This is a genomic window from Haladaptatus sp. CMSO5 (genome assembly GCF_036689885.1).
Classification (GTDB): domain Archaea; phylum Halobacteriota; class Halobacteria; order Halobacteriales; family Halococcaceae; genus QDMS2.
In genome coordinates this window covers 286,986-310,672 of sequence record NZ_JBAHVW010000001.1, presented here as the reverse complement: position 1 = coordinate 310,672, position 23,687 = coordinate 286,986, and the positions used below count along the sequence as shown (strand labels likewise).

The window sequence follows — 23,687 nt, the reverse complement described above, 5'->3', positions numbered from 1 at the left end:
ACTATGATTGTCAGTGGGTCGGCGTCGCAGGCGCTCGCAGCGGCACTCGCAGCCGAGCTGGGCGAACCACTTGCGATGACCGAAACCGAACACTTCCCGGACGGTGAACTGCTCGCGTCTGTCGGCGCGTTCGACGCTGAGCGCGCCATCATCGTCTCCTCGACCGTTTCGAGCGACGCGCACGTCGAACTGCTCCAACTCCAAGACGCCGCCCGCGAGGCCGGGGCGGAAGAAATCATCACCGTCATCCCGTACATGGGCTACGGCCGACAGGACAAGTCGTTCAAAGCGGGCGAACCCGTCTCCGCCCGCGCGATGGCCCGCGCCATCTCCACCGGAACCGACCGGGTCATCACCGTCAATCCGCACGAAGAACTCCTCTGTGACTTTTTCTCCGTTCCCTGCGAGTCGGTTGACGCCGCGCCACACCTCGCAAACGCCCTCCCTGCAGACCTCGACCAACCGGTCTTCCTCGCACCCGACGAGGGGGCCATCGACCTCGCCGCGTCCGTCCGCGACGCCCACGGCGCAGGCGACACCGACTACTTCGTCAAAAAACGCCTCTCGGGGAGCGACGTAGACATCACCCCAAGCGACACCGACGTCTCGGGGCGCGACGTGGTGCTCGTAGACGACATCATCGCCACCGGCTCGACGATGAGCGAGTCCATCGAAATCCTCCAAGGGCGCTCCCCAAATCGCGTGTTCGTCACCTGCGTCCACCCGATGCTCGCTAGCAACGCCCAGACGAAACTCGCCCGCGCGGGCGTCGAAGCGATTTACGGCACGGACACCATCGAACGCGCCGTGAGCAGCGTGACGGTGGCCCCGGCGATTGCCGAGGCGATTAATACAACAGTAATCGGTGAAATCGAAGAAACCGAAAAATGACTTAGCTGACTAAGCGTCTGCTTTCTCGATTGCGAGCGTCATCGTGACGCCTTCGACGTCCCATTCTTTGCGGTGGCCGTCTTCGACTGCGCCCACGTCCGTGGCGCGAACCTCGTTTGCGATGAGGTCTTTGTGCGCCGAGACGAGGTCTGCAACGCGCTCGTCTGCGATGTCGTAGTCGAGGCGGATGGCGGCATCTAAGTCTAAGTCGAGGTCTTTGCGCATCTCTTGGACGCGGCGGATGACCTCACGGGCGTAGCCCTCACTCTCGATGTCCTCGGTGAGCGTGGTGTCCACGTACACCGTTCCGTGCGAACCGCCTTCGAGCGAGAAGGGCGCGGCGCTCGTGCCTTCTGGCGTCTTCGTGACGAAGGTGACCATGTCGTCTTCCAATTCAATGTCCTCGCCGAGTTGCTCGCTCACGGCGTCTTCAAGCACCGACAGCGACGGCACCTCGATGCGCGCCTCGTTGAGTGCGTTCATGACCTTCCCGGCGTCGCCGCCGAAGGCGGGTCCGAGGAGGCTCATGTCGGCTTCGGCGCTGTAGTGGAGTTCGCCCCACGACTCTTCGGGGTCGATGACCTCGATGGTGCGGGCGTTGAGACGGTCTGCGACGAGCGTCGCCTGCGAGCGAACGGCCTCTGCCACGCTGTCGTCACCGGCGTCAACGACGATGCGCGTGACCGGCCAGCGGAGTTTGCGCTCTGCTTGCTGGCGGGCGTTCGACCCGGCTTCCTCGACGGCGCGGACGACTTTCATCTCCCACTCCAACGTCTCGTTGTGGAGGGCTGGGTCGTACTCCGGCCAGTCGCACATGTGGACGGTGTCGTAGCCTTCGTCGCCAGTGAGATTCTGGTAGATCTCTTCGGTGATGAACGGCGCGAACGGCGAGAGCAGCGAGACGACTTCTGAGAGGACGTGGTAGAACGTCGTGTACGCCGCCGTCTTCGAATCGGACTCGGCTTCTTCCCACATCCGCTCGCGGACGACCTGGATGTAGAACCGGGAGACATCCTCGACAATGAAGTCGATGAGCGTGCCGACCGCGCGGTCGTAGCGGAAGTCCTCCATCGACTCGGACATGGCCTGCTTGACCGTCTGCAGGCGCGAGAGGAGCCAGCGGTCTTCCTGTTCGAGGGTGAGTTCGGCGACGGTCTGGGCCTCGGGGTCGAACCCGTCCATCCGCATGTACGGCAGCGGGAAGCGGAAGACGTTCCAGAGGATGTTGAGGTGGCGCTGCATGGTCGCCATCTCGTCCCACGAAAAGCGCATGTCCTCGCCCTGCGGGTTCACCGAGAGGAGGAACAGGCGCATGGCGTCAGAGCCGTGGCGGTCGATGGCCTCGTGGGGTTCGACGACGTTGCCGACGGATTTCGACATCTTGCGGCCGTCCTTGTCGTTTGCGAAGCCGTGCATGAGCACTTCTTTGTACGGAATCTCGCCGAGTGCGGCGGTACCCATGCCGAGTTGCGACCAGAACCAGCCGCGAGTCTGGTCGTGGGCCTCGATGATGAGGTCTGCAGGCCAGAGCTCTTCGAACTGTTCGGTCTCGCCGGGATAGTCGAGCGTGCCCCACGAGGCGACCGAGGAGTCGAGCCACACGTCGAACACGTCGGGGACGCGGTGGGCGTCAGAGCCACATTCCGCACACGACATGGTGAGTGGGTCCACTGCTGGGCGGTGGAGGTCAACCTCGTTCGGGTCTACGTCCTGGTGGACGCGTTCTGCGAGTTCTTCGCGCGTGCCGACGACGTTCAGGTGGCCACACGAGGCGTCGTCACACATCCAGATTGGGATGGGGATGCCCCAGTAACGCTGTCGGGAGACGTTCCAGTCGCGGGCGTTTTCCACCCAGTCACGGAAGCGGTTGTCGCGCGCCCAGTCGGGGTGCCACTCCGAGTCTTCGATGTTGGCTAAGAGTTCGTCTTTGATGTCGCTGACCGTGATGAACCACTGGTCGGTGGCGAGGAAGACGATGTCCGTGTCACAGCGCCAACAATGGCCGTAGCGGTGGCGATGCGTGCCCGAAGCAAGAAGCAAGTTTTTGGCTTCCAAGTCGGCGATGACGTCGTCGTTCGCGTCGCGGACGAACTCGCCTTCGTACTTGCCGCCGAGTTCGGTGAACGTCCCGTCACCGGCGACGGGACAGAAGATGTCGAGGCCGAGTTCTTTGCCGCGCTCGAAGTCCTCTTGCCCGTGGCCGGGTGCGGAGTGGACGAGCCCCGTGCGGTCTGCTTCGACGTAGTCTGCGGTGTACACCTGCCCCGCGCCCTCGAAGGCGGCGTGGTCTGGTACTTCCTCTGCGAGCGGGTGGTCGTACTCCCAGCCGACCATCTCCGCGCCCGTGACCTCGTCTACGACCGCAAAGTCGTCGTAGCGACCCTCTTTGAGCGCGCCTTCGACGCACGGCTCTGCGAGGTAGAGCACCTCGCTTTGACCGTCCTTGGTCGCTTTCACCGCCTGATAGGTCATGTCTTCGCCAACCGCGACGAACGTGTTCGCCGGGATGGTCCACGGCGTGGTCGTCCAGATGACGAGGGAGCCTTCGCGGTCGCGGAGGGGGAACTTGACGTAGATGGAGGGCGATTCAATCTCGTCGTACTCCACCTCTGCGTCCGCGATGGCGGTCTCACAGCGTGGACATTGGTTGATGGAGCGTTTGCCGAGTTCGACCAGCCCGCGCTCTGCGGCCTGCTTGAAGCCCCACCACGCGGCTTCCATGTACTCGGGAGAGACGGTGCGGTACGGGTTGTCCCAGTCCATCCAGACGCCGAAGGACTTGAAATCGTTCTGGAGGCCTTCGAGATTATCGTCTGCGAACTGCTTGCACTCGTCGATGAAGTTCTCGATGCCGAACGCCTCGATGTCTTTCTTGTTCTCGAAGCCGAGTTTCTCCTCGACTTTCGTCTCGATGGGGAGCCCGTGCATGTCGTAGCCGGGGCGGTCGGTGACGTTGTAGCCGCACATCCGCTTGTAGCGGATGGTGGCGTCTTTCAGCGTCTTGTTCCACGTCGTCCCCATGTGGGCCGCCCCGGAGGTGTAGGGTGGGCCATCGACGAAGAAGAACGTCTCAGCCTCCTCTCGGTGCTGTTTCGTCTGCTCGTAGGCGGAAACGTCGTCCCAGTAGGAGAACACCCGTTCCTCTACGGCGTCGGGGTCGTACTGGTCGTCGACGTCAGCAAACCTGCTCATACACTGGTGAACCCTCTCAGGCATTAAAGGAGAATCGGTTAGACTGTTCGGCCTGTGGCTGTCCGGCGCAGGGGTATCACTCGGGCAGGCGTCTGCAAAATTGACTCACAACAGGTTCAGGTGTCGCTCGTTCCGAGCGCGAACAGCGCCGGAAGCAGCTTTTCGCGGCCGACTAAGGCGACGCCGAGGTAGCCAAGGACGAGGCCCATATACGCGAACCACAGCCCCATCGTGAGGTTGCCCGCGGTGAGGTTTTCGATGCCCGTGAACTCTGCGGCGAGACTGAGCGTGGTGATTGCTCCTGCGCTCACAGCGTAGAGCAACACCGCAAACAGCTCTGCGGCCAGATCGACGATGAGTTCTTTCATATCCACACAAATTGGGCGGGGTATTATCTACTTTGCGTGCTGGTATGTCACACTCAATCGCAGAACATTTTAGCCTGAGACTGCCGAGTAGCGGATATGGGACGCTACGGGAAGATTGACTATTCCACTGTGACGAAATTCGGATTTTTAGCAAGCCTCGGCCTCTTTGCGCTCGGTGCGGGCGGCGAACTCATCGGCCACGCACTGTACGCCTCGCTGCCCGCGTGGGAAGAAACGCTGTTTTTCGACCTCGAAGTGATTGGCGTGCTCGGCGCACTCCTCGTGCCACTGTTTTTCGGCATCATCCTGCCGCTGACCGAGTGAGCTACACAGACTGTCAGAAAATTCATACGTTCCAGCTACTTTGATAGTCTTTCCAGTCGTCATAGTACTGGGGAAATGAACACAGAGATGGGGACTGGGGGACGTAGCGAGCGCATCGCTTCTGAGTTGAATTACGCACACCACGCGAGCGTGGAGCCACTCGAACTGGTTGAATTTTTACGCCAGCGAGCGGGCAGTTCGCTGTCGTGGGTCGCCGCCTACGAGGACGGCCATGAGACGCTGTATCTGCATTCGACCGCCGAAACGGGCGAGACCGCTGTGCGGGACATCGTGTCCCAGCTTCGCGGCGACGTCCCACGGACGACGGCGTTCTCGTCGCCGTACGACGCGCTCAAAGCGACCGTCCGCGTGTTCGAAGACGCTGTCGTCGTCCACCTCCCACAGGGTGAGTCCTGTGGGGTTGCCGCGGGATTTGACCCGGACGCGGCGCGCATCCTCCGGGGCTTCATTGACGACTGTGAACGATACCTGTAGGAGTTACCGTCCATCTGACCGTAGCACCACGCATGGTGGCGTTTCCAGACCCGGCGACGCGCAACAAACTCGCAGCGACGTGTCTGCGCTGTCCCGCGCTCGTCGAAGCGCGCGAGTGCATCTCGTGGGGCAACGGGCCGCTCGACGCCGACCTCGTTGTTGTGGGAGAAGCGCCCGCTGCGGGCGACCCTGACACACCACCGTGGAAAGGCGGCAACTGGACGGGGATGGCATACACCTCGAAACACTCGGGCCAGAAGGTGCGCCGGCTCGTCGCAGACCTCGGCTACGCAGAGTCGTGTTACTACACAAACGCGGTCAAGTGCTATCCGAAAGACGGTGAGTCGAATCGCGCACCCACCGACACGGAACTCGAAAACTGCCGGACACACCTCGAAACCGAACTATCACAGATTCAACCGCGTGCCGTGCTGACGACCGGTAAACACGCGACGAAAACCGTCCTCACCATGGAGTCGCGCCGTCTCGACGGGTTTCTCGATGCGGTGCTCACGCCCATCGACTGCCCGGGTCTCGGCGTTACGGTACTTCCACTCCTCCATCCGTCCTACCAAGCGGTCTGGCTCTCGCGGCTCGGCTACACTTACGAGGCGTATCTCGACGCCATCCGCGAGCAGGTCGCCGCGCTCTGAGTGCCCGCGCATTTTTCTCACCCGCGGGCGTCTCTCCGCACAATGTCCGTCGATTACGACGCGCTGGCTCGCCTCCGCGAACAGGACATCACCCACACCCGCGAGTTCACGGTCGAACCCCACCACACGACCACCGTCTTTGGCGAGCAGACAGACCCCGCCGGGAAACCCGCCGCCGCAGACGCCACGCCCGAGGAAGCCGTCCGGGTGCTCGGGTCGCCCTTCGTCGTCTCGTTTGCCGAGTTCACCGGCCGCGAATCGCTCCACGGCTTGCTGCCGAAGGGAACCGGCACCGTTGGCGAGTACGTCGGTCTCAATCACCGAAGTGCCGCGCCCGTCGGCGCGACGGTCACGGTCGAAACCCGGCTCACGGACGTAGACGGGCCGAAGCTCTTTCTCGACGCGACGGTTTCGAGTGGGGGGCGCGTGCTCGGCGAGGTAGCCCTCGTCTTTCGCGTCGTCGACCGCGAGCGATTTCGCGCCTCCCTCTGACTTTATGCGGGATGCCACCGCATCTCTCACCATGTACGACGACGAGACGCTTGCGGCGGTTCGCGCACAACTCTCTCGCGTGGCGGCGTACGAGTTCTACGCAGACACCTACGCGGAGGCGGGCATCGACCCGGAAGCCGTGTCCTCGTGGGAGGAGTTCCGAAATCTTCCCTTTACCTCGGGCGAGGACCTCGAAGCCGATTTCGAGGCACACCCACCCGAAGGCTCGTGTTACCCCGGCGATTCGATGATTTGCTTTACGCCGATGGGCGACGACCTCAAACCCGTTTTCGACACGCCCGAAGACCTGAACCACATGGCGGCGGTCAACGCCACCCTCTTTGAGCAGGCGGGTATCTCGCGGGGTGACCGCGTCCTCAACACCTTTGGCTACCACCTGTTCGGGACGGGGCTGCTCATCCATCGCGGCTTAGAACAACTCGGCGCAGAGGTCATTCCCCTGGGTCCGGGCGACTCAGAACAGGCCGCGAGCGTCATCGACGAATACGGGGTAGACGCGCTCATCGGCAACCCGAGCTACGCGCTTAAAATCGGCGCGGCGGGCGGGCAGGTCGACCACTTTATCGGCGCGGGCGAGCCGTTCACGTCGATTCCGGGCATGCGCGAGCAGGTCAAAGACGCCCTCGGCTGTGAGACGGCGTGTGACTACTTCGGGTCGCGCCAGATTCTCCCTGTCGCCGCAGAAACCGCCGCAGAGGACGGGCTGTACGTCGCTTCAGACTACGCGCTGGTCGAACTCATCGACCCGGACACGGGCGAGGTGCTCGAACCGGGCAACCGCGGCGAACTCGTCGTCACGCACGTGAAAAAGGAGGGCGCGCCGCTCGTCCGGTATCGCACCGGCGACCTCGCTGACCTTGACGTGCGCGACGGGAAGGTCGTGCTCCCAAACGGCGTCATCGGGCGTACCGACGGCCGCCTGAAGGTCAAAGGCGTGAAGCTCTACCCCGAAGCCATCGGCCTCGTTCTCGCTGGCTTCGACGGCCTCACCGGGACCTACCGGCTCACCGTCTCCCGGCCCGAATCGACCGACCACCTCGCCATCGTCTGTGAGGGCGAGGCGGACACGGAGGAACTCCGCGCCGCACTCGCAGACCGCCTGCTCATCAAGCCAAACGAAGTCGAGTGTGTCGAGGAACTCGAAGACGGCCCGTCGGTGGTCGACGAACGCTACTAGTTATCCAGCCATCGTCAGGCCGCCCGACACCGAGAGCACCTGTCCGGTGACGAAACTCGCGTCGTCTGCGGCGAAGAAGGCGACCGCCGCTGCCACGTCTTCCGGCTCGGTCATCCGGCCGAGCGGAATCTGCTTTGCCATGCTTCCGAGAATCTTCTCTGCGAGGTCTGATTCTTCGCGCATGGTGCGCGTGAGCGGCGTGTCCGCGGGGCCAGGCGCGACGACGTTGCACGTGATTTGGTTGCGCGCAAGTTCGCGGGCGAGCGTTTTCGTGAACGCAATCACCCCGCCTTTCGCCCCGGCGTAGACGGCCTCACCCGAGCTTCCGACCCGACCCGCGTCGGAGGCGATGTTGATGATTCGCCCGCCGTCGTCGCGGTCGGTCATGAGCTCGGCCGCCGCCCGCGAGCAGTAGATTTGCCCCTTCAGGTTGATGTCGATGATGCGGTCCCAGACGGCGGGGTCTTGAGTCATGAACCACTCGATGCGGTCCCAGCCAGCGTTGTTCACGAGTATGTCGAGACTGCCCGTCTGCTCAACGGTCGCTTGCATAGCCGCGCGCACGTCGTCGAGGTCGGTCACGTCCGCGACGGCGGCGAACGCCTCTCCGCCCGCGTCGGTGATTTGTTCGACCGTCTCTTCGGCCCGCTCTTCGTCAATGTCGTTGACCGCCACCGTCACCCCTTCCTCGGCCAGTCGCGTTGCAATCGCCCGTCCGATACCACCGCCGCTCCCCGTCACAAACGCCGTTTTTCCAGTGAGTCCGCGCATGCTGAAATCGACTCCCGCAGAGGAGTTATACTATTGGGGTGTGTTTGCATTTCCCATGTCCTACGAGCGAATCGTGTACGAGCTGCACGCCGACGATGACCGCCTCGCCGCCATCCGTCTCGACAACCCGGAGCGACACAATGTCTTAGACGAGCGGATGGTCCTCGAACTGTACGACGCGTTCGACCGCGCAGATCAGGATTCGTCCGTCCAAGGGATTCTCCTCACCTCCTCAAGCGATACCTTCTGTGCCGGGGCTGACTTGGGCGAACTGAACGGCCTCACCTTCGAAGAAGGCGCGCGCTGGCTCACCACCTACTTCGAGGCCATCGACATGCTCAGGGACACGGGCAAACCCGCCGTCGCCGCCATCGAAGGCACCTGCGTCGCGGGCGGTAACGAACTCGTGATGGGCTGTGACCTCATCGTCGCCGGGCGCTCTGCGCGCTTTGGCCAGCCGGAAGTCGGCGTCGGCTCGACTGCTGCAGGGGGTGGCGTCCAACTCTTGCCGCTCATCGTTGGCGAGAAACGCGCCCGCGAGATGCTTCTCACCGGGTCGCTCCTCTCCGCGCCGGAAGCCGAACGCATCGGCCTCATCAACCGCGTGGTCGAAGATGGCGACGCAGAAGCCCACGCCGTTGAACTGCTCCAGACGATTGTGGACACGAAAAGCCCGCAAGCCTACCGCACCATCAAAACCATCCTCAAACCGTGGACGAACTTCGGCCTGCTCGCAGAGGAGATGGCCCGCGATATGACCGCGAACGTCTGGGCCTCAGACGAGTTCACCGAACGCGCAAACGCCTTCCTCAAACGCGAAGAACTGAAACCGCGCGAGTTCACCGGCACCCAGCCCCGGACGCGAGATTAATTTTCCCCCAAAAACCGTTCTGCTGCGCCCCGGAACAACTGCTCGAACGCTTCTGCAGAAAGGTCACGCGAGAGCAGGTGCGTCCGCTCGTCTTCGTAGGGATACGGAATGTTCGGGTAGTCAGAACCGTACATGATCGAGCCAGCAAGGTCTTCGAACACGTCGTCATCAATCACCGCCGGGTCGAAGTCCATGTACTCGGGTGCGGAGGCGGACATGGCGACGGTCGTGTCCAAGAACACCTGTTCGTTCTCGCGGGCGCACTCGATGAACGCCTCGTGGTCGTAGGTGCCCATGTGCGCACAACAGGCGCGTACCTCGGGATAGGTCTCGACGAACTGGGCGAACTGGTCGAATCCGACGGCGGGGTTGTCGCGGAACATCGGTGCGGTGCCGGCGTGGAACATGATGGGCCGGTCGTATTCGGCAGCCAGTTCGAAGGCCGGGTCGAGCCGGGGGTCTGCGGGGCCACAGCCCTGCACCGGACACTGGAACTTGAGGCCGCGTGCGCCCTTCTCGAAGGCTCTTTTGACGACTTCGCCAACATCGTCGTCGCCGTGGACGGTGGCGAACGGCACAGCCATCTCTGAGTCCGCACACTGAGCGAGCACCCAGTCGTTTAACTCGGCCGCAATCTCGGGTTTGTGGGCGTAAGGAAGCGCGATGTATTTTGCGACGCCTTCGGCGGTGAGTTCTGCCTCCATCGTCTTGCGGTCGGTCGGGTGGTCGATTTCCCACTCGGCGGCGTCGTACAGCGCCCCGCGGATGGCGGTCATCAGGCTGTCTGGCATCAGGTGGACGTGGGCGTCGGTTGCGGGGGCGAACGTCATGTCGAGAGCTTGTACGTGCCCATTCCGGCGGCACACACCGTGTCTCCGGCGCGAATCTCGATGTCCGCGACGCCAATCGACTCGCCTTCGCGGACGCGGGTGGCGGTGCCGACGAGCGTCTCCGCTCCGGCGTGGGTGAGATAGTCGATGCGCATGTCGATGGTCGGGGTGTAGCGCCCGAGGTTTCCGACGAACAGCGCCGCGCCGGTCAGGTCGACGAGCGCGGCGAGGACGCCGCCGTGGATGGCGGGCACGTCCGGGTTGCCAACGAGGTCGTCAGAAAAGGGGATGCGCGTCGTCGCGGTGTCTTCGGTCACCTCGACGATTTCGATGCCGTGGGCTTCGTGAAACGGCAAACTATCGAGAAGAGAGCGGGCGGTTTGCGTCCGATTCATGCGCTCAGATTGTGGCCATTCGCTAATAGGCGTATGGCCACTTGCGCAGGTATTCCTTGAGTTGGCCGAGCGCAGCCAACACCCCCTTTGGCTCGACGGCGAGCACGACGATGATGATGGCTCCGAAGATGACCGGAATCAACGACGTCGCGTCGGGTGCGTAGGTGTTGAAGAACTCCTGGAGGTTGTCGAGGAGAATCGCCACCATCGTCACGCCGAGCAGCGCGCCCCAGACGCGGCCAAGCCCCCCGAACAGGAGCATGACGTAGTGTTGGAGCGTCAGTTCGATGGTGAAGAAACTCGGGTCTAAGAAGCCAATCAAGACGGCGTAGAGGCCGCCCGAAAAGCCAATCATGAACCCGCCGATGGCGAACGCGAGCAGCTTGTTGCGGAACACGTTGATGCCGAGGACGGCCGCGGCGAGGTCGTTTTCGTGGACCGCACGGAACGACCGCCCGATACCCGTCCGACTGAAGTTGAGCGACAGCAACGCGAACACCAGCATCGAGATGAGCGCGAGGAAGTAGATATCCGTCCGCGAGCTAATCCGAATGAAACTCCCGAGGAGGCCCACATCTACGGGAACAGTCTGCTGGACGCCCCCGTGGATGAACGCCGCCTTGTCGTTCAGGAAGAACCACTCGGCGATGAACTGCAGGGCGAGCGTCGAGATGGCGATGTAGAAGCCTTTGACGCGAACTGCGGGGAGGCCAAAGGCCACCGACACGCCCGCGGCGATGATGCCACCGACGATCATGGCAGGCAGTAAGCCAGCGCCCGTCCCGAGCATCCGCGAGGTGCTGTACGCCCCGATTGCCATGAACGCCCCCTGTGCGAGCACGATTTCCCCGGCGTAGCCGAGAATGACGTTCAAGCCGAGGACGGCAATCGCAAAGATGTAAATCTGGGCGAACAGATTGAGCGTCCCCCCACCTATCACGAACGGGAGGAGGAACGGAATCGGCAGGCCGAACACGAGGGCGATTCGCTGGGTGCGCCAGCGAAACAGTCCCATCCGCGACCCGTAGTCCGTGAAGTACTCACCGCAGGGCATTCGACACCTCCGCGGTGGAAACGAGCGACCGATGTGTGTTGAGTTCGTACATGGGTTAGATTCTCTCGATGCGTTCGGTGCCGAACAGGCCGTACGGTTTCACGACGATGATGAACAGCAGGAAGATGAGCGGCAGGATTTCTGCGAACCCTGCGCCGACGAAATCCTCGACGTAAAAGCGCCCGAGTTCCCGCAGCAGGCCAACGACAATCGCCCCGAGGAACGCCCCCGGAACGCTGTCAAGCCCGCCGAACACTACCGCCACGAGGATGATGATGCCCGTGGTTTCGATGGCGAAGCCAGCCCCGCCGTTCGCCATGGCGAGCAGGATGCCCCCGATTGCGGTAATCGTGATCGAGAGCGTCCACGCGATGATAATCGTCCGCTCGATGGAAACGCCGAGCGCCATCGCCGCTTGCTGGTCTGAGGATGCCGCCCGGAGAATCGATCCCGTGACGGTGTACCGGAAGAACACCATGAGCGCGATGACGACGACCAGCGAGAGCACGACGCCAATGGCGAACGGCCCGCCAATCTCAGTCCCGAACGGGAGCGGCACGCTCCAGTTTGGTAATATCGCCTCCGGGTAGGCGCGGAAGTTCGGGCCGACGAGGAACTGGATGAAGCCGCTGAAGATGCCACCCAACGCGAGGGTGACGATAATCACCGACAGCACGGGTTCTCCGATGAAGAATCGGAAGATGGCCCGCTCTAACAGCACGCCAAGCAGCACGCCGACGAGGATGGTCGCGACGAGCGCGACGACGCCACCGAGCGTCGGGAGTACCCCTGCGGGGACGAACCAGATGATGCTCGGCGCGGCGAAAATCGCGACGAAGTACGCCCCGACGAGCGCGAGCTGGCCTTGGGCGAAGTTGAGCACGCCCGTCACCTTGTAGATGAGCGAAAAGCCCATCGCGACGAGCGCGTAGATTGCACCGATGCCGACGCCCGCGACGAGCGTCGCGAACAGGGCCGGAACGTCAACCATTATTCTGCCCCTCCGTCTGCAGCAACCTCTTCCTCGTCAACCGTGTCGAGGTCGATAATCGCCATTTCGCCGTGTTCGCGCGTCTCGCGGCCGTCCTGATACGTGATGGTGATGTCGATTTCACAGTCTTCTTTGTCGCTGTAGATGTCCTCCACGAGCGAGGCGTAGCGTTCGCCAACGACCTTGCGGCGAATCTTCCCCGTCCGGGTGAGTTCGCCGTCGTCGGGGTCGAACTCCTTGAACAGGACGATGAACTTTCGAATCTCGTTGCCTTCTAAACGGGCGTTGGTCTCCTCGACCACGCCCGTGATGAGGTCCAGTACCTCGGGTTTCTGGGTGAGGTCGCGGTAGCCAGCGTACTGGATGTCGCGTTGGTCTGCCCACTCTGCGACGTTGTCAAAGCGGATGTTGAGCACCGCCGCGAGGTAGTCGCGGCCGTCACCGACGATCATCGCCTCTTTGATGTACGGGTTGAACTTGAGCTTCGTCTCGACGCTGATGGGAGCGATTGCCGTCCCGTCTGCGAGTTCGAGCACGTCGTCCATCCGGTCGAACACCTTGACGTGGCCGTCTTCGGTGATGTCGCCGAAGTCGTCGGTGTGGAGCCAGCCGTCTTCGATGGCCGACGCCGTCTTCTCTGGCTGGTTGTAGTACCCGGAGGTGACCACCGGGCCGCGAACGACGAGTTCGCCACCGGGGGTGAGTCCGACTTCGACGTTCGGGAACACTTGGCCGACCGTGTCGGCCTGAATGTCGCCGTCGCGGTGCATCGTCACGAACCCACACACCTCCGACTGGCCCCAAATCTGTTTGAGGCGTACGCCGAGGGCGTGGTAGTATTCGAAGTGCTCTTCACCGAGCGGACCGCCGCCGGTGTAGACGTTCTTCGCACGTTTCAGCCCGATTTTGTCGAGAATCGGGCGGTAGGCCAGCCAGTAGGCGAGCCAGTTTTTCGCCCGCAGCGTTGCGGGCGGCGTCTGGCCAGCCTTTTCGCCCGTGATGTACTTCGTGTACTCCTGGCCGATGGCCATCGCCTTCTCGTAGGTCCAGCGCTTCAGGCGCGTGGTGTTCTCGATTTTCGCCTTGATGTCTGCGACCCACGCCTCGTAGGTGCGCGGCGACGAGAAGATGATTTCCGGACCAATCTCGCGGAGGTCTTCGCGTTCGGTTTCCTCTTGTTCGGGGAAGTTGGCCGTCCACCCGCCGACGAACGCGGCGGCGATGAGAATCATCTGTTCGCCAACCCACGCCATTGGCAGGTACGAGAAGTAGTCCGATTCCTTCGGGAGTGGGTCGATTTCGATGGCCGCGTTCGCGAGATTCACGAAGTTAAAGTGCGACAGTTGCACCCGCTTTGGCGTGCCCGTCGTCCCACTCGTCGGCGAGAGCATGGCGGGCGTGTTCGGGTCGATGGCGCGGATGCGCTCTGCGACGTAATCGCTATCGACCTCGCCGTTTTCTAAGCGTTCGCGTCCGCGGGCTTCTACCTCCGCGTAGCTGACGATTTTCGGGTCGTCTTGTTCGTAGCGGAACATCCCGCGTTCGTCGCGGTAGATGATGGTCTCTAAGCCGGGTGCGTCGTCTGCGACCGAGAGCACCTTATCGACCATCTCCTGGTCTTCTGCGAACACGATGCGCGGGCGAAGCAAGTTGAGTTGCTTCCCGATTTCCTCGGGGAGCATGTCCTGATAGTTCGGCGCGGCCATCCCGCCGAGCGACTGTGCGCCAAGCCACGCCCACAGCTGGTGGGGGCGGTTGTAGCCAATCGTGAACAGCACGTCGCCTTCACCGAAGCCGTACTCCTCTAAGCCGAGGGCAAACCACCGGACGCGGTCGTAGTAGGCCGTCCAGTTGAACTCTTGCCAGATGCCGAACTGCTTCCAGCGAAGCGCGATATCGTCGCCGTGTTTTGCGACGTGGTCTAACAGAATCTCGGGCAGCGAGCGGTCTGAGACGATGTCGATGTCGCCTTCGGGCGCGCTCGCCACGCGGTCTACGCTCACGCCGGTCGAGAGTTCGTCTTGGGCCATCACTCAACCCCCGTGTACACTTCTGCGACGAGCGAGTCTGCGGTGACCGCCTCTGGCGGCCCACGGGCGATGACCGCACCCTCTTGGAGCACGATCATCCGGTCTGAAACGTCGGTGACGACTTCGAGGTCGTGTTCGATCATCACGACGGTCAGGCCGCGCTCTTCGTAGAGGTCAGTCAGAAAGCGCACCATGTCGTACTTCTCCTCGAAGGTGAGGCCGCTCATGGCCTCGTCTAAGAGGAGCACGTCAGGGTCGAGCGCGAGCGCCCGGGCCAAATCTACCCGCCGACGAATGCCAAGCGGGAGGCTCGAAATCGGGCTGTGGCGATACTCCCAGAGTTCGAGATAGTCGATAATCTCCTCGACATCGCGCATATTTTTCTCCTCGATGTCCCGGCCGCGCCAGTAGAACAACATCGCCTCAAGCAAGTTCGGGCGACGGCTGATTGACTTGACCGTGATGACGTTCTCGATGACGTCTTCGCTCTCGAACAGTTCGAGGCCCTGGAACGTCCGCCCGAGGCCGTGGCGCGCCCGCTGGTAGGACTTCATGTTCGTCACGTCCTGCCCATCGAGGAACACCTGTCCGCCGGGGTCTGGCTCGTAAAAGCCGTTGATGACATTGAGCAGGCTCGTCTTTCCCGCGCCGTTCGGGCCGACAATCGACACCCACTCGCCTTTCTGGATTGAGATGGTGACGTCGTCTACGGCCGTGACCGCGCCGAAGGTTTTGGTGATGCCCTTACAGCCAAGGGCGGCTTCCTCCGGGGGAACTGGTGGGCCGCCTCGAACGTCGAACGATGCGTTGCTCACGAGTCACCTCCCATCAGGTCCACCGTTTGCGAATCTTGTAGTGGCGAATGTCCGTATATCGCCCTTCCTCACGACTCGTGCCGAGGTAGAACTCTTTGATTTCCTCGCGGTTCTTGAGGCTGTCTGCTGGGTCGTGAAGCTCGATTTGCCCGTTTTCCATAACATAGCCATAGTCTGCGATATCGAGGGTGCGTTTGGCGTTCTGGTCTGCGATGACCATCGTGATGTTCTCCTTTTCGTTGATTTCTTTGAGCGTCTCGAAGATGTCGCGCACCAGTTTCGGCGCGAGGCCGAGCGATGGCTCATCGAGCAAGAGGAGTCGCGGCCGGTGGAGCAACGCGCGTGCAATCACGAGCATCTGCTGTTCGCCACCGCTTGCATACCCCGCTTTCAGGTTCATTATCTCCTGTAGCTGCGGGAAATACGAGAACGCGAGTTCGTAGTCGTCCTCGCTGAAACGCAACCGGCGGCCCTGTCGGTAGAGGCCACAGCGGAGGTTCTCTTCGACCGTCAGGTCGCGAAACGACCGCCGTCCTTCGAGGATGTGGGTCACGCCGCGGGAGACCATCTCGTTTGTCCCGAAGTTGGTCACGTCCTCGCCGTCGAAGTAGATGCGTCCCCGAGACACCTCGCCACGCTCGGAGCGGCCGATGCCGGAAATCATCTTCAAGATGGTACTCTTGCCCGCGCCGTTCGGGCCGAGGAGTGCGATGATGTCGCCTTCGTTCGCTTCCATCGAGACGCCTTGGACGGCGAGGAAGTGGCGGTCGTAGACGATTTCTGCGTTGTCGAGTTCGACGACCGGCGGTGGCCCCGTTTCTGTGGCTCGGTCTGTCGTCTCTGCCTCGCTTGCCGTCATCGTCAGAGGCCAATCCAGTCGTCGCGGCGGGGCAGTTCGGCCTTCGAGTCGAACTTCATCTCGCCGTCTTCGACTTGGTAGATGCGGCCCGTCATCGTTGGTCGACGGTCATCCTCTTCGTAGGTGAACGGCTCTGCGAGGCCGAACACGTCCCAGTCGCTGATCTCGAACATCGCAGAGCGGATGTTCTCACCCATCGAGGGGTCTAAGTCCAGGTTGGTGGCTTCCTGGATGCCTTTGAGGGCGACCATCGCGTGGATGACGCCGCGGACGTAGTTGAGGTTCGCCACGCCCGGGTCTTCCATGTCGCGGCCTTCGCGCTCGAAGGAGGCTTCGATGGCGTCTTTACCCTGTCCGCTGCCTTCCATGACCTCGGCGAACGTCTTGAACCCACTCGCGTAGCGGACGCCTTCGAACGTCTCCGGTGACTCTTGGACGCGGAGTTCGTCTACGGTGTAGGTCAGCCCCATGACGTTGACCTCGGGGTAGACGTCCTGGCGGTCTTTGAGCAACACCTGCATCGGCGCGGCCGTGTTCTGGTGGATGAGGTAGTCGATTTGGTCGTCCTTTGCCTTGCGAAGCTGCGTCGTCGCAGAGTTCGCCGTGAGCGGCAGGTCGATGTCGTCGCCGACCTCCAAGCCCAACTCTTCTGCGTATGCCTTCCCGCCTTCGACGGGTGCCTTCCCGAACGAGGTGTTAGAGAAGATGAACGCGACTTTGCCGTCGGGGTCGTTGTCCGCAATCCACTTCAGGTGGGCACGCGCCTGACTCGTGTAGTCTAAGTTGCCGAAGAAGTTGTACGGCGCTTCCTCCGTGAGCAGTTTCGCGGAGTAGGACGCCGAAATGTACACAATCTTATCGCGGGCGACTTTTGGCGCGAGCGCTTCGGTGTCTGCGGTACCCCAACCAATGATGATTGGGGGCGTCCCGTCTGAGGTAAACTCGTCGTACTGCTGATTTGCCTGAGCGACGTCGTAGGCGTAGTCGACCCCGTTGTGGTTGATCTCTTGGTCGATGATGCCCTCTTCGTTAATCCATTTGAACGCATCTCGTGAGCCGAGTGCGGTCGGGCGACCGACGTCTGAGGTCGGCCCACTCTGGTCGTAGAGGCCGGGAATCGAAAGCGTGCCTTCGCCACCACTACCACCGCCACCGCCGAGGCAGCCAGCGACCGAGAGGAGGCCTGCAGCACCCGCAGCCTGCATGAATCGTCGTCGAGACTGCGTGCTAGCAGGCTGATCTTGTGATTCGGTACTCTGTTTCATGTGACCATTCATCATTATTACTCCTGAACAATGTTGTAATGTGCGGTGTTATATATTTCGGTCAGTTATATGCCGCTACCCTCCATGGATTTTAAATTCTGGAATCCACTCTCTCGAATTTACAAATTCACTAACTTCTTCGATAAAACGATGCGTTTCGCGATTATTTCTCAGACGGGAAACCTTCTTCAAATCCGCGCGCGACACACAACGCATGACCGACGATTGTATTTTCTGTAAGATTATCGCTGGAGAGATTCCGAGTAGAACGGTGTACGAAGACGACAACGTGTTGGCGTTTCTCGACGTGAATCCACTCACGAAAGGCCACACGCTCGTCATCCCGAAAGCCCACCACCGGACCGTGGCAGACATGCCCGACGCCCTCGGTGAAGCCGTCTTCGAGGCGCTGTATCACCTCACGCCCGCGGTCGAAGAAGCCGTCTCCGCGGACGGGTCGAACATCGGCGTCAACAACGGCACGGCCGCAGGTCAAGAGGTACAACACGTCCACGCTCACATCGTCCCGCGCTTCGAGGGCGACGGCGGCGGGGCCGTCCACTCCATCATCAGAACCATGCCGGAACTGACGGATGAGGAGTTTGACGCCATCGCAGACGGGATTCGCGCCGCTTCCGAGTAACGCTCCGTACCTTTTTGTACGATTAGTTGAGTAGTTCAAAATATGGATACGAAGACGCAGTCGCTCGCCCTCTGTGGTGTCGTCGGTGGTGCGGGAACGACCCGTCTCACGCTCGAACTCGGTGCGACGCTCGCCCGCGGCGGCCACGATGTCGTACTCCTCGACGCCGCCTACGGAACGCAGGGCTTGGCGCGGTACGTCTCAGGCCCCATCGAAACGGACGTGACCGACGCCGTGACCGGCGACGAGCCGATTGAAGCCGCCATCTCCGACCTTCCACTCGCCCTCGACGGACAACTCTCGATTGCCCCGGCTCACGCCACCTTCGAGCAGCTGGCTCGCGCGAAAGCTCCTGCCGCCGCAGAACAGTTCTCGAACTACGCAACAGCCCTCGCCAGCAGGTTCGACGTCGTCCTCATCGACACGCCGCCACTGGCCTCGAACCCGGCGGTTGCGGCCGTCACGGCAGCCGATGCCGTCGCACTCGTCGCGCCTGCCACCGAACGCGGACTGGACGCGATTTCGCCCACGCGCGGTCGCCTGCAGGACGTGGGCACGAGCGGTGACTCCCTCATTGCCAACCGCGCAGATGGCTCGCTGTTCGCCCGCGAAACGGAGCTGTTGATTCCAACATCGCCAGAAACCGATCCCGATTCACCGGTCTGTGCGACCGCCGAGGACGGAGAGTTTGCGCCGTCGGTCGTTGACGTTGCAGAATCGCTGTTCGACACCGACCTCGGGATCGAGTTCGAAGAACCCGGACTGCTCGAAACGTACTCGCTTTCTCGCTAGAAGAACTCGCCGCTGTCGCTCATCGTCTCCGCGAGCGCGTTGCGTTTTTCTACGCTCGCAGACCCCGTCGGCGCGAGTGCGCCTTCTGCCGCCTCACACACCGCCGCGAGCGGGTCGTGGGTTTCACAGTACGTCGCGAGGGCAAACTCGGCGTCGCTCGCCCCCGAGAGCGCGAGGGCGTCCGCCCGCGAGAGCGTTGCAGACAGCCAGTCGCGGACGAACTGCCGACCCTGTGGGCTGAGTGGCGTCGTCGCCTCGCCTGCGAGGTGTAACACCTTCGCGGCGGTGACCGGGGCGACGCTGGCTTCAAGACCACAGTCGCCCACGCTCGCGCCGGTTGCGTACGTCTCTATGACCGTCGCCGCCGCGTCGGCAGAACAGGGCAGGTCGTCTGCCACGGGTTCGAGCCGGTCTGCGAGCGCCGTTTCGGTGATATCGACCGTCGCAACCCCGCGCTGGCGTTGCTCGGTCGTCACCTCCAGCCCGGCGGCGATGTCCGAGAGTGTCATACGTGTGTCTTCTGACGTATCATAGTTAAAAATTTTCCACGTTTGTGGAATCTCGACCGCTTTCAGAACTGTAGCCTACCGGTGACCGGTAGGTTCGATGCGCCGCTTTCGGACGGTTTTCGACAAATCGTCCCGTCTTTAAATACCCATTCGGCACCAAGTTCAAACTGTAATGAGTTCGGCACAATCAGCGCAGGACTGCCCCGAATGTAGCGAACACCTCCGCACCGAATCGGACGAAACCTTCTGCCCCGGCTGTGGGCTCGTCGTCGCAGAAGACCGCATCGACCGCGGCCCCGAGTGGCGGGCGTTCACCGACAGCGAGGAGACGCGAAAGCGCACCGGCGCGCCGCTCACCCGCTCGCGCCACGACCGCGGGCTGTCGACGGAAATCGGCTACTCAACCCGACTCAAGGGTCGCAAGCGCCGCCGCGTCGCCCGGATGCGGCGCCAGCACAACCGGGCGAAAATCTCCTCGAAACGCGAGCGCAATCGCGTCTACGCATTCACGGAAATCCGCCGACTCGTGAGCCAACTCGGCCTGCCAGAGAGCCTCCGAGACCAGTCGTGCGTGCTGTTCAAATCCGCCCAGTCCGCTGACTTGCTACAAGGCCGCTCGCTCGAAGGCTTCGCCGCCGCCACGGTGTACGCGACCTGCCGGACGGCCACCGTCTCGCGGACGCTCGCAGAAGTCGTCTCCCACGCCCGGGCGTCAGAAGCCGAACTCAAAGCCGCCTACGACGCGCTCAACCGCGAACTCGGCTTGCCCACCGGCCCAATCGACCCGGCCGAATACCTCCCGCGATTTGCGAGCGAACTCGACCTCTCGGCCGCGGTCGAACGCAGCGGGCGGGAACTCGTCGCAAACGCCCACGAACAGGGACTCGTGTGCGGGAAAAATCCGAGCGGCATCGCGGCCGCCTGCCTCTACACTGCCTCGAAAGAACACGGCTGTCCGCTCACGCAAGCCGACGCCGCTGCCGTGGCTGGCGTCACCCCCGTCACCCTTCGGACCACGTTTCACGCCTTACAGGAGTGAACGAGTTGCGCAAGGTTGTTCATCTGTCTGGCAAACGTCCCGTTTGACTCGACTGTTTTCACCGCAATTGCTGCATCGAGTGCCACCTGTGCAGCGTCCGTCTCTGGAAGCGATACGACTGGCGCACCGAACAGCCGTGCAACCCGGTCGGTCGGCGCACCTTCACCGCTGCGATTGAGCGCGACCCCGCACAACCCGGCGTCCAGTTTTCGCGCAAGCGCCCGCGTCCGCAGGCCGTCTGCGAGCGCCGTCGGCGCTGCGGTCGTCACGATGAGACAGCAGTCAGCGACGTACAGCGGCAAGCCAGCATCGCTCGCAAGCCCCGCCGGGCAGTCGATGACCACAGCACCGAACTCGGCTTCGAGTGCGCGTCCCACGCTTCCCAACGTTGTCGGGTCGGCCGCGCGTGCACCGTTCAGACTCCGCCCACACGGCACGAGCGTCACGTCACCTGAGTCGTCAACTGCCTCGTGAGGCGCTGCCCGCCCCGCGAGGACATCGTGGAGGTCAGGCCCGCGAGGGGTGGGCAAATCTGCCATTCCGAGGTCTGCGTCCACGACGACGGCGTCGATTTCCGCGCCGAGATTGTAGGCAACCGTGGATTTCCCAACGCCACCCTTCCCGCCCGTAACTGCGAGAATCATGCGAGCGCCACGAGGGTTTCGACCGGAATCGTTGTCTCGTCGAGTCGCGTTTCGAGCGCTGCTGTCGCTTTGCTGAGCGAGTGGAGCACGCGCTTCGTTTCTGCAGTCGTCTCAGCGAGTTGTCGCACCTCGTCGAGGCCACCGACGGACGCGACCGCGGCTGTCGCGTCGGGGACGGTTTCGACCGCAGTGAGTCGCTCTGCGCGGGCAACGTCGCGTTCGACGGCCGACAGCCACTCACTGACTGCGGGTGGCAGCGAAACAGGAGGTGACTGCTGGCCAGCCCGCTCTGGTGGTGACGGCGCTTCGCTGGCGTGCGGCTCGTTTGGCTGTCTTTGTTCGGTCGGGTCCGTCGCTCCCTCGACGGGAACGGCGTCTCTTGGCGGTGTGGCGTCGCCAAGAGCCTGTACGACCGCGCTTGGCGAATCGTACGCTGTCTCAGCCGTTGATTCAGTACGCTCTTCTAAGACCACCGTCGCCGGGGGTTCGACCGATGGCGCAGGAGCGGCATACCCGAGTGCAACCGCCGTTCCGGCGGCGATCAAGCCTTCCCAGCCACCGTCGTCCCAGCCAGAAACGGGCAGCCCCGCACTTCGCGGCGGCCAGAGCGGTGCTGGTAGTTCGTTTGCAATCCGGACACGCACCGCCGTCTTCGTGGGATTTGCGACCCGGAGTTCCACGAGGCACACACCCTCCTGTTCGCGCAGCGTCCACTCGAGTTCAACCATGCGGGAACTGGCTGCGGCTTGTGGTTTAAACTACAGCCGAACCACGGGTGCAGCGAGCCAATCTGCGGCCGCCGTCGCCGTCTCGAACCACGCTCCAGAAAGCACAATCGGTGCCTGAACCGGGGCCACGCGAGCAATCGAGAGTGCCGACGCAACCGGTTGTGGACAGTCGACAGGGAGGTGGGCGCGTGCGGTTTCGACCTCGGCTTCCACCTGTGCTGCAAGCGCGTGTCGCGCCTCACGCCGGAGATTCGCCTTCCTATCTTCAAGTCGCATCCGTCGCTCGCGGCTGTCTCGGGCGGCTCGCGCCTGTTTCTCTGCGTGGGCGAGCGTCTGTGCTGCTGCGATGCGCTCTGTCTCCTGTTCTGAAAGTGCCGCGACCGTCTCTCTGAGCGCGGCTTCTGCGTCGGCGGTCGCTTTCCCGAGGTCACGAAGCGCCTGTACGCGCCCACGCTTTGCCGCAACTGCTTCCCGTAACCGCTCGCACTCGTCACCGGCTTTGGCAGCACGTTTGCGTGCTGCTTTGACCGACATCGACGGTGGGTCAATCGCTTCAAGCTGCATTTGCACCTCCCGCACCGCTTCGGCTTGTGGTGCGGTGTAGCCACACGCCCGTGCCGCCGCCGCGAGCGCGCTCCGGCGAGAAAGCGAGAGGGACGGGTGAATGTACCCGACGTGGTCGTAGACGGGCTGTGGGTCGGGACACGACAGTGAAATCTCGGCGTCGTCACCCGAGACGGCCCGACACACCGCTTCAGCCTCGACCGGCTCGGCCGACAGGTCAATCGCGCGTCCTTCGTACAGGCTGCCATTCACCCGCAGTTTCATAGCTCGCGCGTCGCCATCTCCTCGGGCGTAGGATGGGTCGTTCCGACGGCGAATTTCGCATACGGCGTACTCGCATTTGGGCGGGCTTCGTACGCACTCGCCGCCTCACGCACTCGGTCCGGAACACCGTCGAATTCGTTGAACGGCACTGTCTCTGCGAGTTGGACGTCTTGGCCGTGTTTTTCGAGCAGCCGCAAGGCGAGGAAGGCTCCCAGTTCGGTCGCGTCGAACAGCGCGGCTCGCCCGAAGCGACGAATCACGACGGCATCGTGCGCACGACAGATGTTTCGGAGCGTCTGGCGGGCCGCAGTAGAGTAGGTGACGACGAGGAGCACACTACTCGTTTCAGAAATATTGGTTGTTAAAATTATCGACTAGTCAGCGAGTGAGTACGATGCGCTCGTCGTCTTCTGTAATCGAAACTTCGGCGTCGAACAGCGAGCGAAGCATCGCAACGGTTTGGTCGTCGTGAGCATCCGAGGTGATGTGGAAGTGGGCAATGGCGTCTGCGGCGAACAGCCGTCCCGTGAGCACGTGTAAAAACTCGTAGGCCTTCTCGGGTTCGACGTACTGGAGCAACGCCGTGAGCGAATCGAAACAGACGACGGTTTGGGCGTCGGTTTCTGCCCACTGAGAGAGCACGTTGCTGATTGCAATCCCGAGTCCAGTCAGGTCGCCCGCGCTCGCCACCGTCTGGATTGGGCCTGGGCCGCCGGTTCCACCAGTGGCCGCGGCGGCCGACCGCACGCTATCACCGACGTTAATAATCGAAATGTCTGCTGGTTGTGCGTTCCCGTGTTGGTTCCAGTGCGTGAGGCAGTTATCCGGCGTCCGAGAGTAGGCAACCCACAGGACGTTCACGTCCGTCTCCGTCGGTGGCGTCAGCAACTCTATGCACGAATCGTCCGCCGTCGGACTCATTGGTGGTGTACACAGGAGTATATTGGCCGTATCTGCTAGCGTACTGTGGAGTGATTGCTCCTGTGATTCCTGTTGGCTCAAACTCGTTC

General features: G+C 62.4%; 27 protein-coding genes. 10 read left to right on the top strand and 17 right to left on the bottom strand.

Annotated elements, in window-relative coordinates; all coding sequences use genetic code 11:
* The first annotated feature begins 3 nt into the window (after positions 1–3).
* On the top strand, positions 4–891 hold the full coding sequence (locus V5N12_RS01600) for a ribose-phosphate diphosphokinase (RefSeq protein ID WP_332897403.1): 888 nt from the start codon (positions 4–6) through the stop codon (positions 889–891).
* 9 nt (positions 892–900) lie between these two features.
* Here V5N12_RS01600 and ileS read toward each other — a convergent pair whose 3' ends face one another.
* Together ileS and V5N12_RS01590 are read right to left on the bottom strand one after the other, a co-directional pair.
* On the bottom strand, positions 901–4,083 hold the full coding sequence (ileS, locus tag V5N12_RS01595) for an isoleucine--tRNA ligase (protein WP_332897402.1): 3,183 nt from the start codon (positions 4,081–4,083) through the stop codon (positions 901–903).
* 116 nt (positions 4,084–4,199) lie between these two features.
* Positions 4,200–4,451: a hypothetical protein gene (locus tag V5N12_RS01590; RefSeq protein ID WP_332897401.1), complete on the bottom strand. Its 252-nt coding sequence runs from the start codon at positions 4,449–4,451 to the stop codon at positions 4,200–4,202.
* A 96-nt stretch (positions 4,452–4,547) separates the two neighbouring features.
* Here V5N12_RS01590 and V5N12_RS01585 point away from each other — a divergent pair, with 96 nt between their 5' ends.
* From V5N12_RS01585 to V5N12_RS01565, 5 genes are all read left to right on the top strand, one after another.
* Entirely contained in the window at positions 4,548–4,775 is a 228-nt protein-coding gene (locus tag V5N12_RS01585; protein ID WP_332897400.1) for a DUF7860 family protein, read from the top strand.
* Between the two features lie 87 nt (positions 4,776–4,862).
* Positions 4,863–5,270 carry a hypothetical protein gene (locus V5N12_RS01580; protein ID WP_332897399.1) on the top strand — a complete coding sequence of 136 codons (408 nt, stop codon included), beginning with the start codon at positions 4,863–4,865 and terminating at the stop codon, positions 5,268–5,270.
* Between the two features lie 32 nt (positions 5,271–5,302).
* Entirely contained in the window at positions 5,303–5,923 is a 621-nt protein-coding gene (locus V5N12_RS01575) for a uracil-DNA glycosylase (protein WP_332897398.1), read from the top strand.
* A 42-nt stretch (positions 5,924–5,965) separates the two neighbouring features.
* Positions 5,966–6,415, top strand: a complete 450-nt coding sequence (locus V5N12_RS01570) for a thioesterase family protein (protein WP_332897397.1) — start codon at positions 5,966–5,968, stop codon at positions 6,413–6,415.
* Positions 6,416–6,446: 31 nt separating this feature from the next.
* The gene (locus V5N12_RS01565; RefSeq protein ID WP_332897396.1) at positions 6,447–7,613 is read left to right on the top strand and encodes a phenylacetate--CoA ligase family protein; all 1,167 of its coding nucleotides are present in this window, start codon (positions 6,447–6,449) and stop codon (positions 7,611–7,613) included.
* On the opposite strand, the gene V5N12_RS01560 is transcribed toward V5N12_RS01565, so the two are convergent.
* On the bottom strand, positions 7,614–8,384 hold the full coding sequence (locus tag V5N12_RS01560; protein ID WP_332897395.1) for an SDR family NAD(P)-dependent oxidoreductase: 771 nt from the start codon (positions 8,382–8,384) through the stop codon (positions 7,614–7,616).
* Positions 8,385–8,439: 55 nt separating this feature from the next.
* Here V5N12_RS01560 and V5N12_RS01555 point away from each other — a divergent pair, with 55 nt between their 5' ends.
* The gene (locus V5N12_RS01555; protein ID WP_332897394.1) at positions 8,440–9,255 is read left to right on the top strand and encodes an enoyl-CoA hydratase/isomerase family protein; all 816 of its coding nucleotides are present in this window, start codon (positions 8,440–8,442) and stop codon (positions 9,253–9,255) included.
* Here the strand turns inward: V5N12_RS01555 and V5N12_RS01550 are convergent.
* From V5N12_RS01550 to V5N12_RS01515, 8 genes are read right to left on the bottom strand one after another with little or no spacing between them, the layout of a single operon-like run.
* Positions 9,252–10,085, bottom strand: a complete 834-nt coding sequence (locus V5N12_RS01550) for an amidohydrolase family protein (protein WP_332897393.1) — start codon at positions 10,083–10,085, stop codon at positions 9,252–9,254. The genes V5N12_RS01555 and V5N12_RS01550 overlap by 4 nt on opposite strands.
* On the bottom strand, positions 10,082–10,480 hold the full coding sequence (locus tag V5N12_RS01545) for a PaaI family thioesterase (protein WP_332897392.1): 399 nt from the start codon (positions 10,478–10,480) through the stop codon (positions 10,082–10,084). The genes V5N12_RS01550 and V5N12_RS01545 overlap by 4 nt, the downstream gene beginning before the upstream one ends.
* 22 nt (positions 10,481–10,502) lie before the next feature.
* Positions 10,503–11,534, bottom strand: coding sequence for a branched-chain amino acid ABC transporter permease (locus V5N12_RS01540; protein ID WP_332897391.1), 1,032 nt, complete (start codon positions 11,532–11,534; stop codon positions 10,503–10,505).
* A gap of 55 nt (positions 11,535–11,589) precedes the next feature.
* A complete protein-coding gene (locus V5N12_RS01535; RefSeq protein WP_332897390.1) occupies positions 11,590–12,525 on the bottom strand; it encodes a branched-chain amino acid ABC transporter permease in 936 nt (311 codons plus the stop codon).
* A complete protein-coding gene (locus V5N12_RS01530) occupies positions 12,525–14,555 on the bottom strand; it encodes an AMP-binding protein (RefSeq protein ID WP_332897389.1) in 2,031 nt (676 codons plus the stop codon). Before V5N12_RS01530 ends, V5N12_RS01535 begins: the two co-directional genes overlap by 1 nt.
* Complete coding sequence (locus tag V5N12_RS01525; protein WP_332897388.1) at positions 14,555–15,370, bottom strand: ABC transporter ATP-binding protein; 816 nt, start codon at positions 15,368–15,370, stop codon at positions 14,555–14,557. Before V5N12_RS01525 ends, V5N12_RS01530 begins: the two co-directional genes overlap by 1 nt.
* A 13-nt stretch (positions 15,371–15,383) precedes the next feature.
* Positions 15,384–16,229, bottom strand: a complete 846-nt coding sequence (locus V5N12_RS01520; protein WP_332897387.1) for an ABC transporter ATP-binding protein — start codon at positions 16,227–16,229, stop codon at positions 15,384–15,386.
* Positions 16,230–16,231: 2 nt separating this feature from the next.
* Positions 16,232–17,494 (bottom strand): ABC transporter substrate-binding protein, encoded by a 1,263-nt coding sequence (locus V5N12_RS01515; RefSeq protein WP_332897386.1) that lies wholly within the window; start codon positions 17,492–17,494, stop codon positions 16,232–16,234.
* 214 nt (positions 17,495–17,708) lie between these two features.
* On the opposite strand from V5N12_RS01515, the gene V5N12_RS01510 reads away from it, so the two are divergent.
* Together V5N12_RS01510 and V5N12_RS01505 are read left to right on the top strand one after the other, a co-directional pair.
* The gene (locus tag V5N12_RS01510; protein WP_332897385.1) at positions 17,709–18,137 is read left to right on the top strand and encodes an HIT family protein; all 429 of its coding nucleotides are present in this window, start codon (positions 17,709–17,711) and stop codon (positions 18,135–18,137) included.
* A 42-nt stretch (positions 18,138–18,179) separates the two neighbouring features.
* On the top strand, positions 18,180–18,929 hold the full coding sequence (locus tag V5N12_RS01505) for an AAA family ATPase (RefSeq protein WP_332897384.1): 750 nt from the start codon (positions 18,180–18,182) through the stop codon (positions 18,927–18,929).
* On the opposite strand, the gene V5N12_RS01500 is transcribed toward V5N12_RS01505, so the two are convergent.
* Positions 18,926–19,438 (bottom strand): DUF7858 family protein, encoded by a 513-nt coding sequence (locus V5N12_RS01500; RefSeq protein WP_332897383.1) that lies wholly within the window; start codon positions 19,436–19,438, stop codon positions 18,926–18,928. The two genes, V5N12_RS01505 and V5N12_RS01500, sit on opposite strands and share 4 nt — an antisense overlap.
* Positions 19,439–19,610: 172 nt before the next feature.
* On the opposite strand from V5N12_RS01500, the gene V5N12_RS01495 reads away from it, so the two are divergent.
* On the top strand, positions 19,611–20,477 hold the full coding sequence (locus V5N12_RS01495; RefSeq protein ID WP_332897382.1) for a transcription initiation factor IIB: 867 nt from the start codon (positions 19,611–19,613) through the stop codon (positions 20,475–20,477).
* Here the strand turns inward: V5N12_RS01495 and V5N12_RS01490 are convergent.
* The 5 genes from V5N12_RS01490 to V5N12_RS01470 are packed head-to-tail and all read right to left on the bottom strand — an operon-like array spanning position 20,459 to position 23,679.
* The gene (locus V5N12_RS01490) at positions 20,459–21,121 is read right to left on the bottom strand and encodes a MinD/ParA family ATP-binding protein (RefSeq protein WP_332897381.1); all 663 of its coding nucleotides are present in this window, start codon (positions 21,119–21,121) and stop codon (positions 20,459–20,461) included. The two genes, V5N12_RS01495 and V5N12_RS01490, sit on opposite strands and share 19 nt — an antisense overlap.
* Entirely contained in the window at positions 21,118–21,849 is a 732-nt protein-coding gene (locus V5N12_RS01485) for a DUF7857 domain-containing protein (protein WP_332897380.1), read from the bottom strand. Before V5N12_RS01485 ends, V5N12_RS01490 begins: the two co-directional genes overlap by 4 nt.
* A gap of 30 nt (positions 21,850–21,879) precedes the next feature.
* On the bottom strand, positions 21,880–22,677 hold the full coding sequence (locus V5N12_RS01480; protein ID WP_332897379.1) for a DUF7856 family protein: 798 nt from the start codon (positions 22,675–22,677) through the stop codon (positions 21,880–21,882).
* Complete coding sequence (locus tag V5N12_RS01475) at positions 22,674–23,012, bottom strand: DUF7855 family protein (RefSeq protein ID WP_332897378.1); 339 nt, start codon at positions 23,010–23,012, stop codon at positions 22,674–22,676. Before V5N12_RS01475 ends, V5N12_RS01480 begins: the two co-directional genes overlap by 4 nt.
* 43 nt (positions 23,013–23,055) lie before the next feature.
* Positions 23,056–23,679, bottom strand: a complete 624-nt coding sequence (locus V5N12_RS01470) for a DUF7504 family protein (protein WP_442904919.1) — start codon at positions 23,677–23,679, stop codon at positions 23,056–23,058.
* Positions 23,680–23,687 lie beyond the last annotated feature (8 nt).

What these genes read in the sequence shown, in the direction of transcription:
- V5N12_RS01600 (WP_332897403.1), top strand. Translation starts at nt 4, where the DNA reads ATGATTGTCAGTGGGTCGGCGTCGCAGGCGCTCGCAGCGGCACTCGCA.
- ileS (WP_332897402.1), bottom strand. Translation starts at nt 4,083, where the DNA reads ATGAGCAGGTTTGCTGACGTCGACGACCAGTACGACCCCGACGCCGTA.
- V5N12_RS01590 (WP_332897401.1), bottom strand. Translation starts at nt 4,451, where the DNA reads ATGAAAGAACTCATCGTCGATCTGGCCGCAGAGCTGTTTGCGGTGTTG.
- V5N12_RS01585 (WP_332897400.1), top strand. Translation starts at nt 4,548, where the DNA reads ATGGGACGCTACGGGAAGATTGACTATTCCACTGTGACGAAATTCGGA.
- V5N12_RS01580 (WP_332897399.1), top strand. Translation starts at nt 4,863, where the DNA reads ATGGGGACTGGGGGACGTAGCGAGCGCATCGCTTCTGAGTTGAATTAC.
- V5N12_RS01575 (WP_332897398.1), top strand. Translation starts at nt 5,303, where the DNA reads ATGGTGGCGTTTCCAGACCCGGCGACGCGCAACAAACTCGCAGCGACG.
- V5N12_RS01570 (WP_332897397.1), top strand. Translation starts at nt 5,966, where the DNA reads ATGTCCGTCGATTACGACGCGCTGGCTCGCCTCCGCGAACAGGACATC.
- V5N12_RS01565 (WP_332897396.1), top strand. Translation starts at nt 6,447, where the DNA reads ATGTACGACGACGAGACGCTTGCGGCGGTTCGCGCACAACTCTCTCGC.
- V5N12_RS01560 (WP_332897395.1), bottom strand. Translation starts at nt 8,384, where the DNA reads ATGCGCGGACTCACTGGAAAAACGGCGTTTGTGACGGGGAGCGGCGGT.
- V5N12_RS01555 (WP_332897394.1), top strand. Translation starts at nt 8,440, where the DNA reads ATGTCCTACGAGCGAATCGTGTACGAGCTGCACGCCGACGATGACCGC.
- V5N12_RS01550 (WP_332897393.1), bottom strand. Translation starts at nt 10,085, where the DNA reads ATGACGTTCGCCCCCGCAACCGACGCCCACGTCCACCTGATGCCAGAC.
- V5N12_RS01545 (WP_332897392.1), bottom strand. Translation starts at nt 10,480, where the DNA reads ATGAATCGGACGCAAACCGCCCGCTCTCTTCTCGATAGTTTGCCGTTT.
- V5N12_RS01540 (WP_332897391.1), bottom strand. Translation starts at nt 11,534, where the DNA reads ATGCCCTGCGGTGAGTACTTCACGGACTACGGGTCGCGGATGGGACTG.
- V5N12_RS01535 (WP_332897390.1), bottom strand. Translation starts at nt 12,525, where the DNA reads ATGGTTGACGTTCCGGCCCTGTTCGCGACGCTCGTCGCGGGCGTCGGC.
- V5N12_RS01530 (WP_332897389.1), bottom strand. Translation starts at nt 14,555, where the DNA reads ATGGCCCAAGACGAACTCTCGACCGGCGTGAGCGTAGACCGCGTGGCG.
- V5N12_RS01520 (WP_332897387.1), bottom strand. Translation starts at nt 16,229, where the DNA reads ATGACGGCAAGCGAGGCAGAGACGACAGACCGAGCCACAGAAACGGGG.
- V5N12_RS01515 (WP_332897386.1), bottom strand. Translation starts at nt 17,494, where the DNA reads ATGAAACAGAGTACCGAATCACAAGATCAGCCTGCTAGCACGCAGTCT.
- V5N12_RS01510 (WP_332897385.1), top strand. Translation starts at nt 17,709, where the DNA reads ATGACCGACGATTGTATTTTCTGTAAGATTATCGCTGGAGAGATTCCG.
- V5N12_RS01505 (WP_332897384.1), top strand. Translation starts at nt 18,180, where the DNA reads ATGGATACGAAGACGCAGTCGCTCGCCCTCTGTGGTGTCGTCGGTGGT.
- V5N12_RS01500 (WP_332897383.1), bottom strand. Translation starts at nt 19,438, where the DNA reads ATGACACTCTCGGACATCGCCGCCGGGCTGGAGGTGACGACCGAGCAA.
- V5N12_RS01495 (WP_332897382.1), top strand. Translation starts at nt 19,611, where the DNA reads ATGAGTTCGGCACAATCAGCGCAGGACTGCCCCGAATGTAGCGAACAC.
- V5N12_RS01490 (WP_332897381.1), bottom strand. Translation starts at nt 21,121, where the DNA reads ATGATTCTCGCAGTTACGGGCGGGAAGGGTGGCGTTGGGAAATCCACG.
- V5N12_RS01485 (WP_332897380.1), bottom strand. Translation starts at nt 21,849, where the DNA reads ATGGTTGAACTCGAGTGGACGCTGCGCGAACAGGAGGGTGTGTGCCTC.
- V5N12_RS01480 (WP_332897379.1), bottom strand. Translation starts at nt 22,677, where the DNA reads ATGAAACTGCGGGTGAATGGCAGCCTGTACGAAGGACGCGCGATTGAC.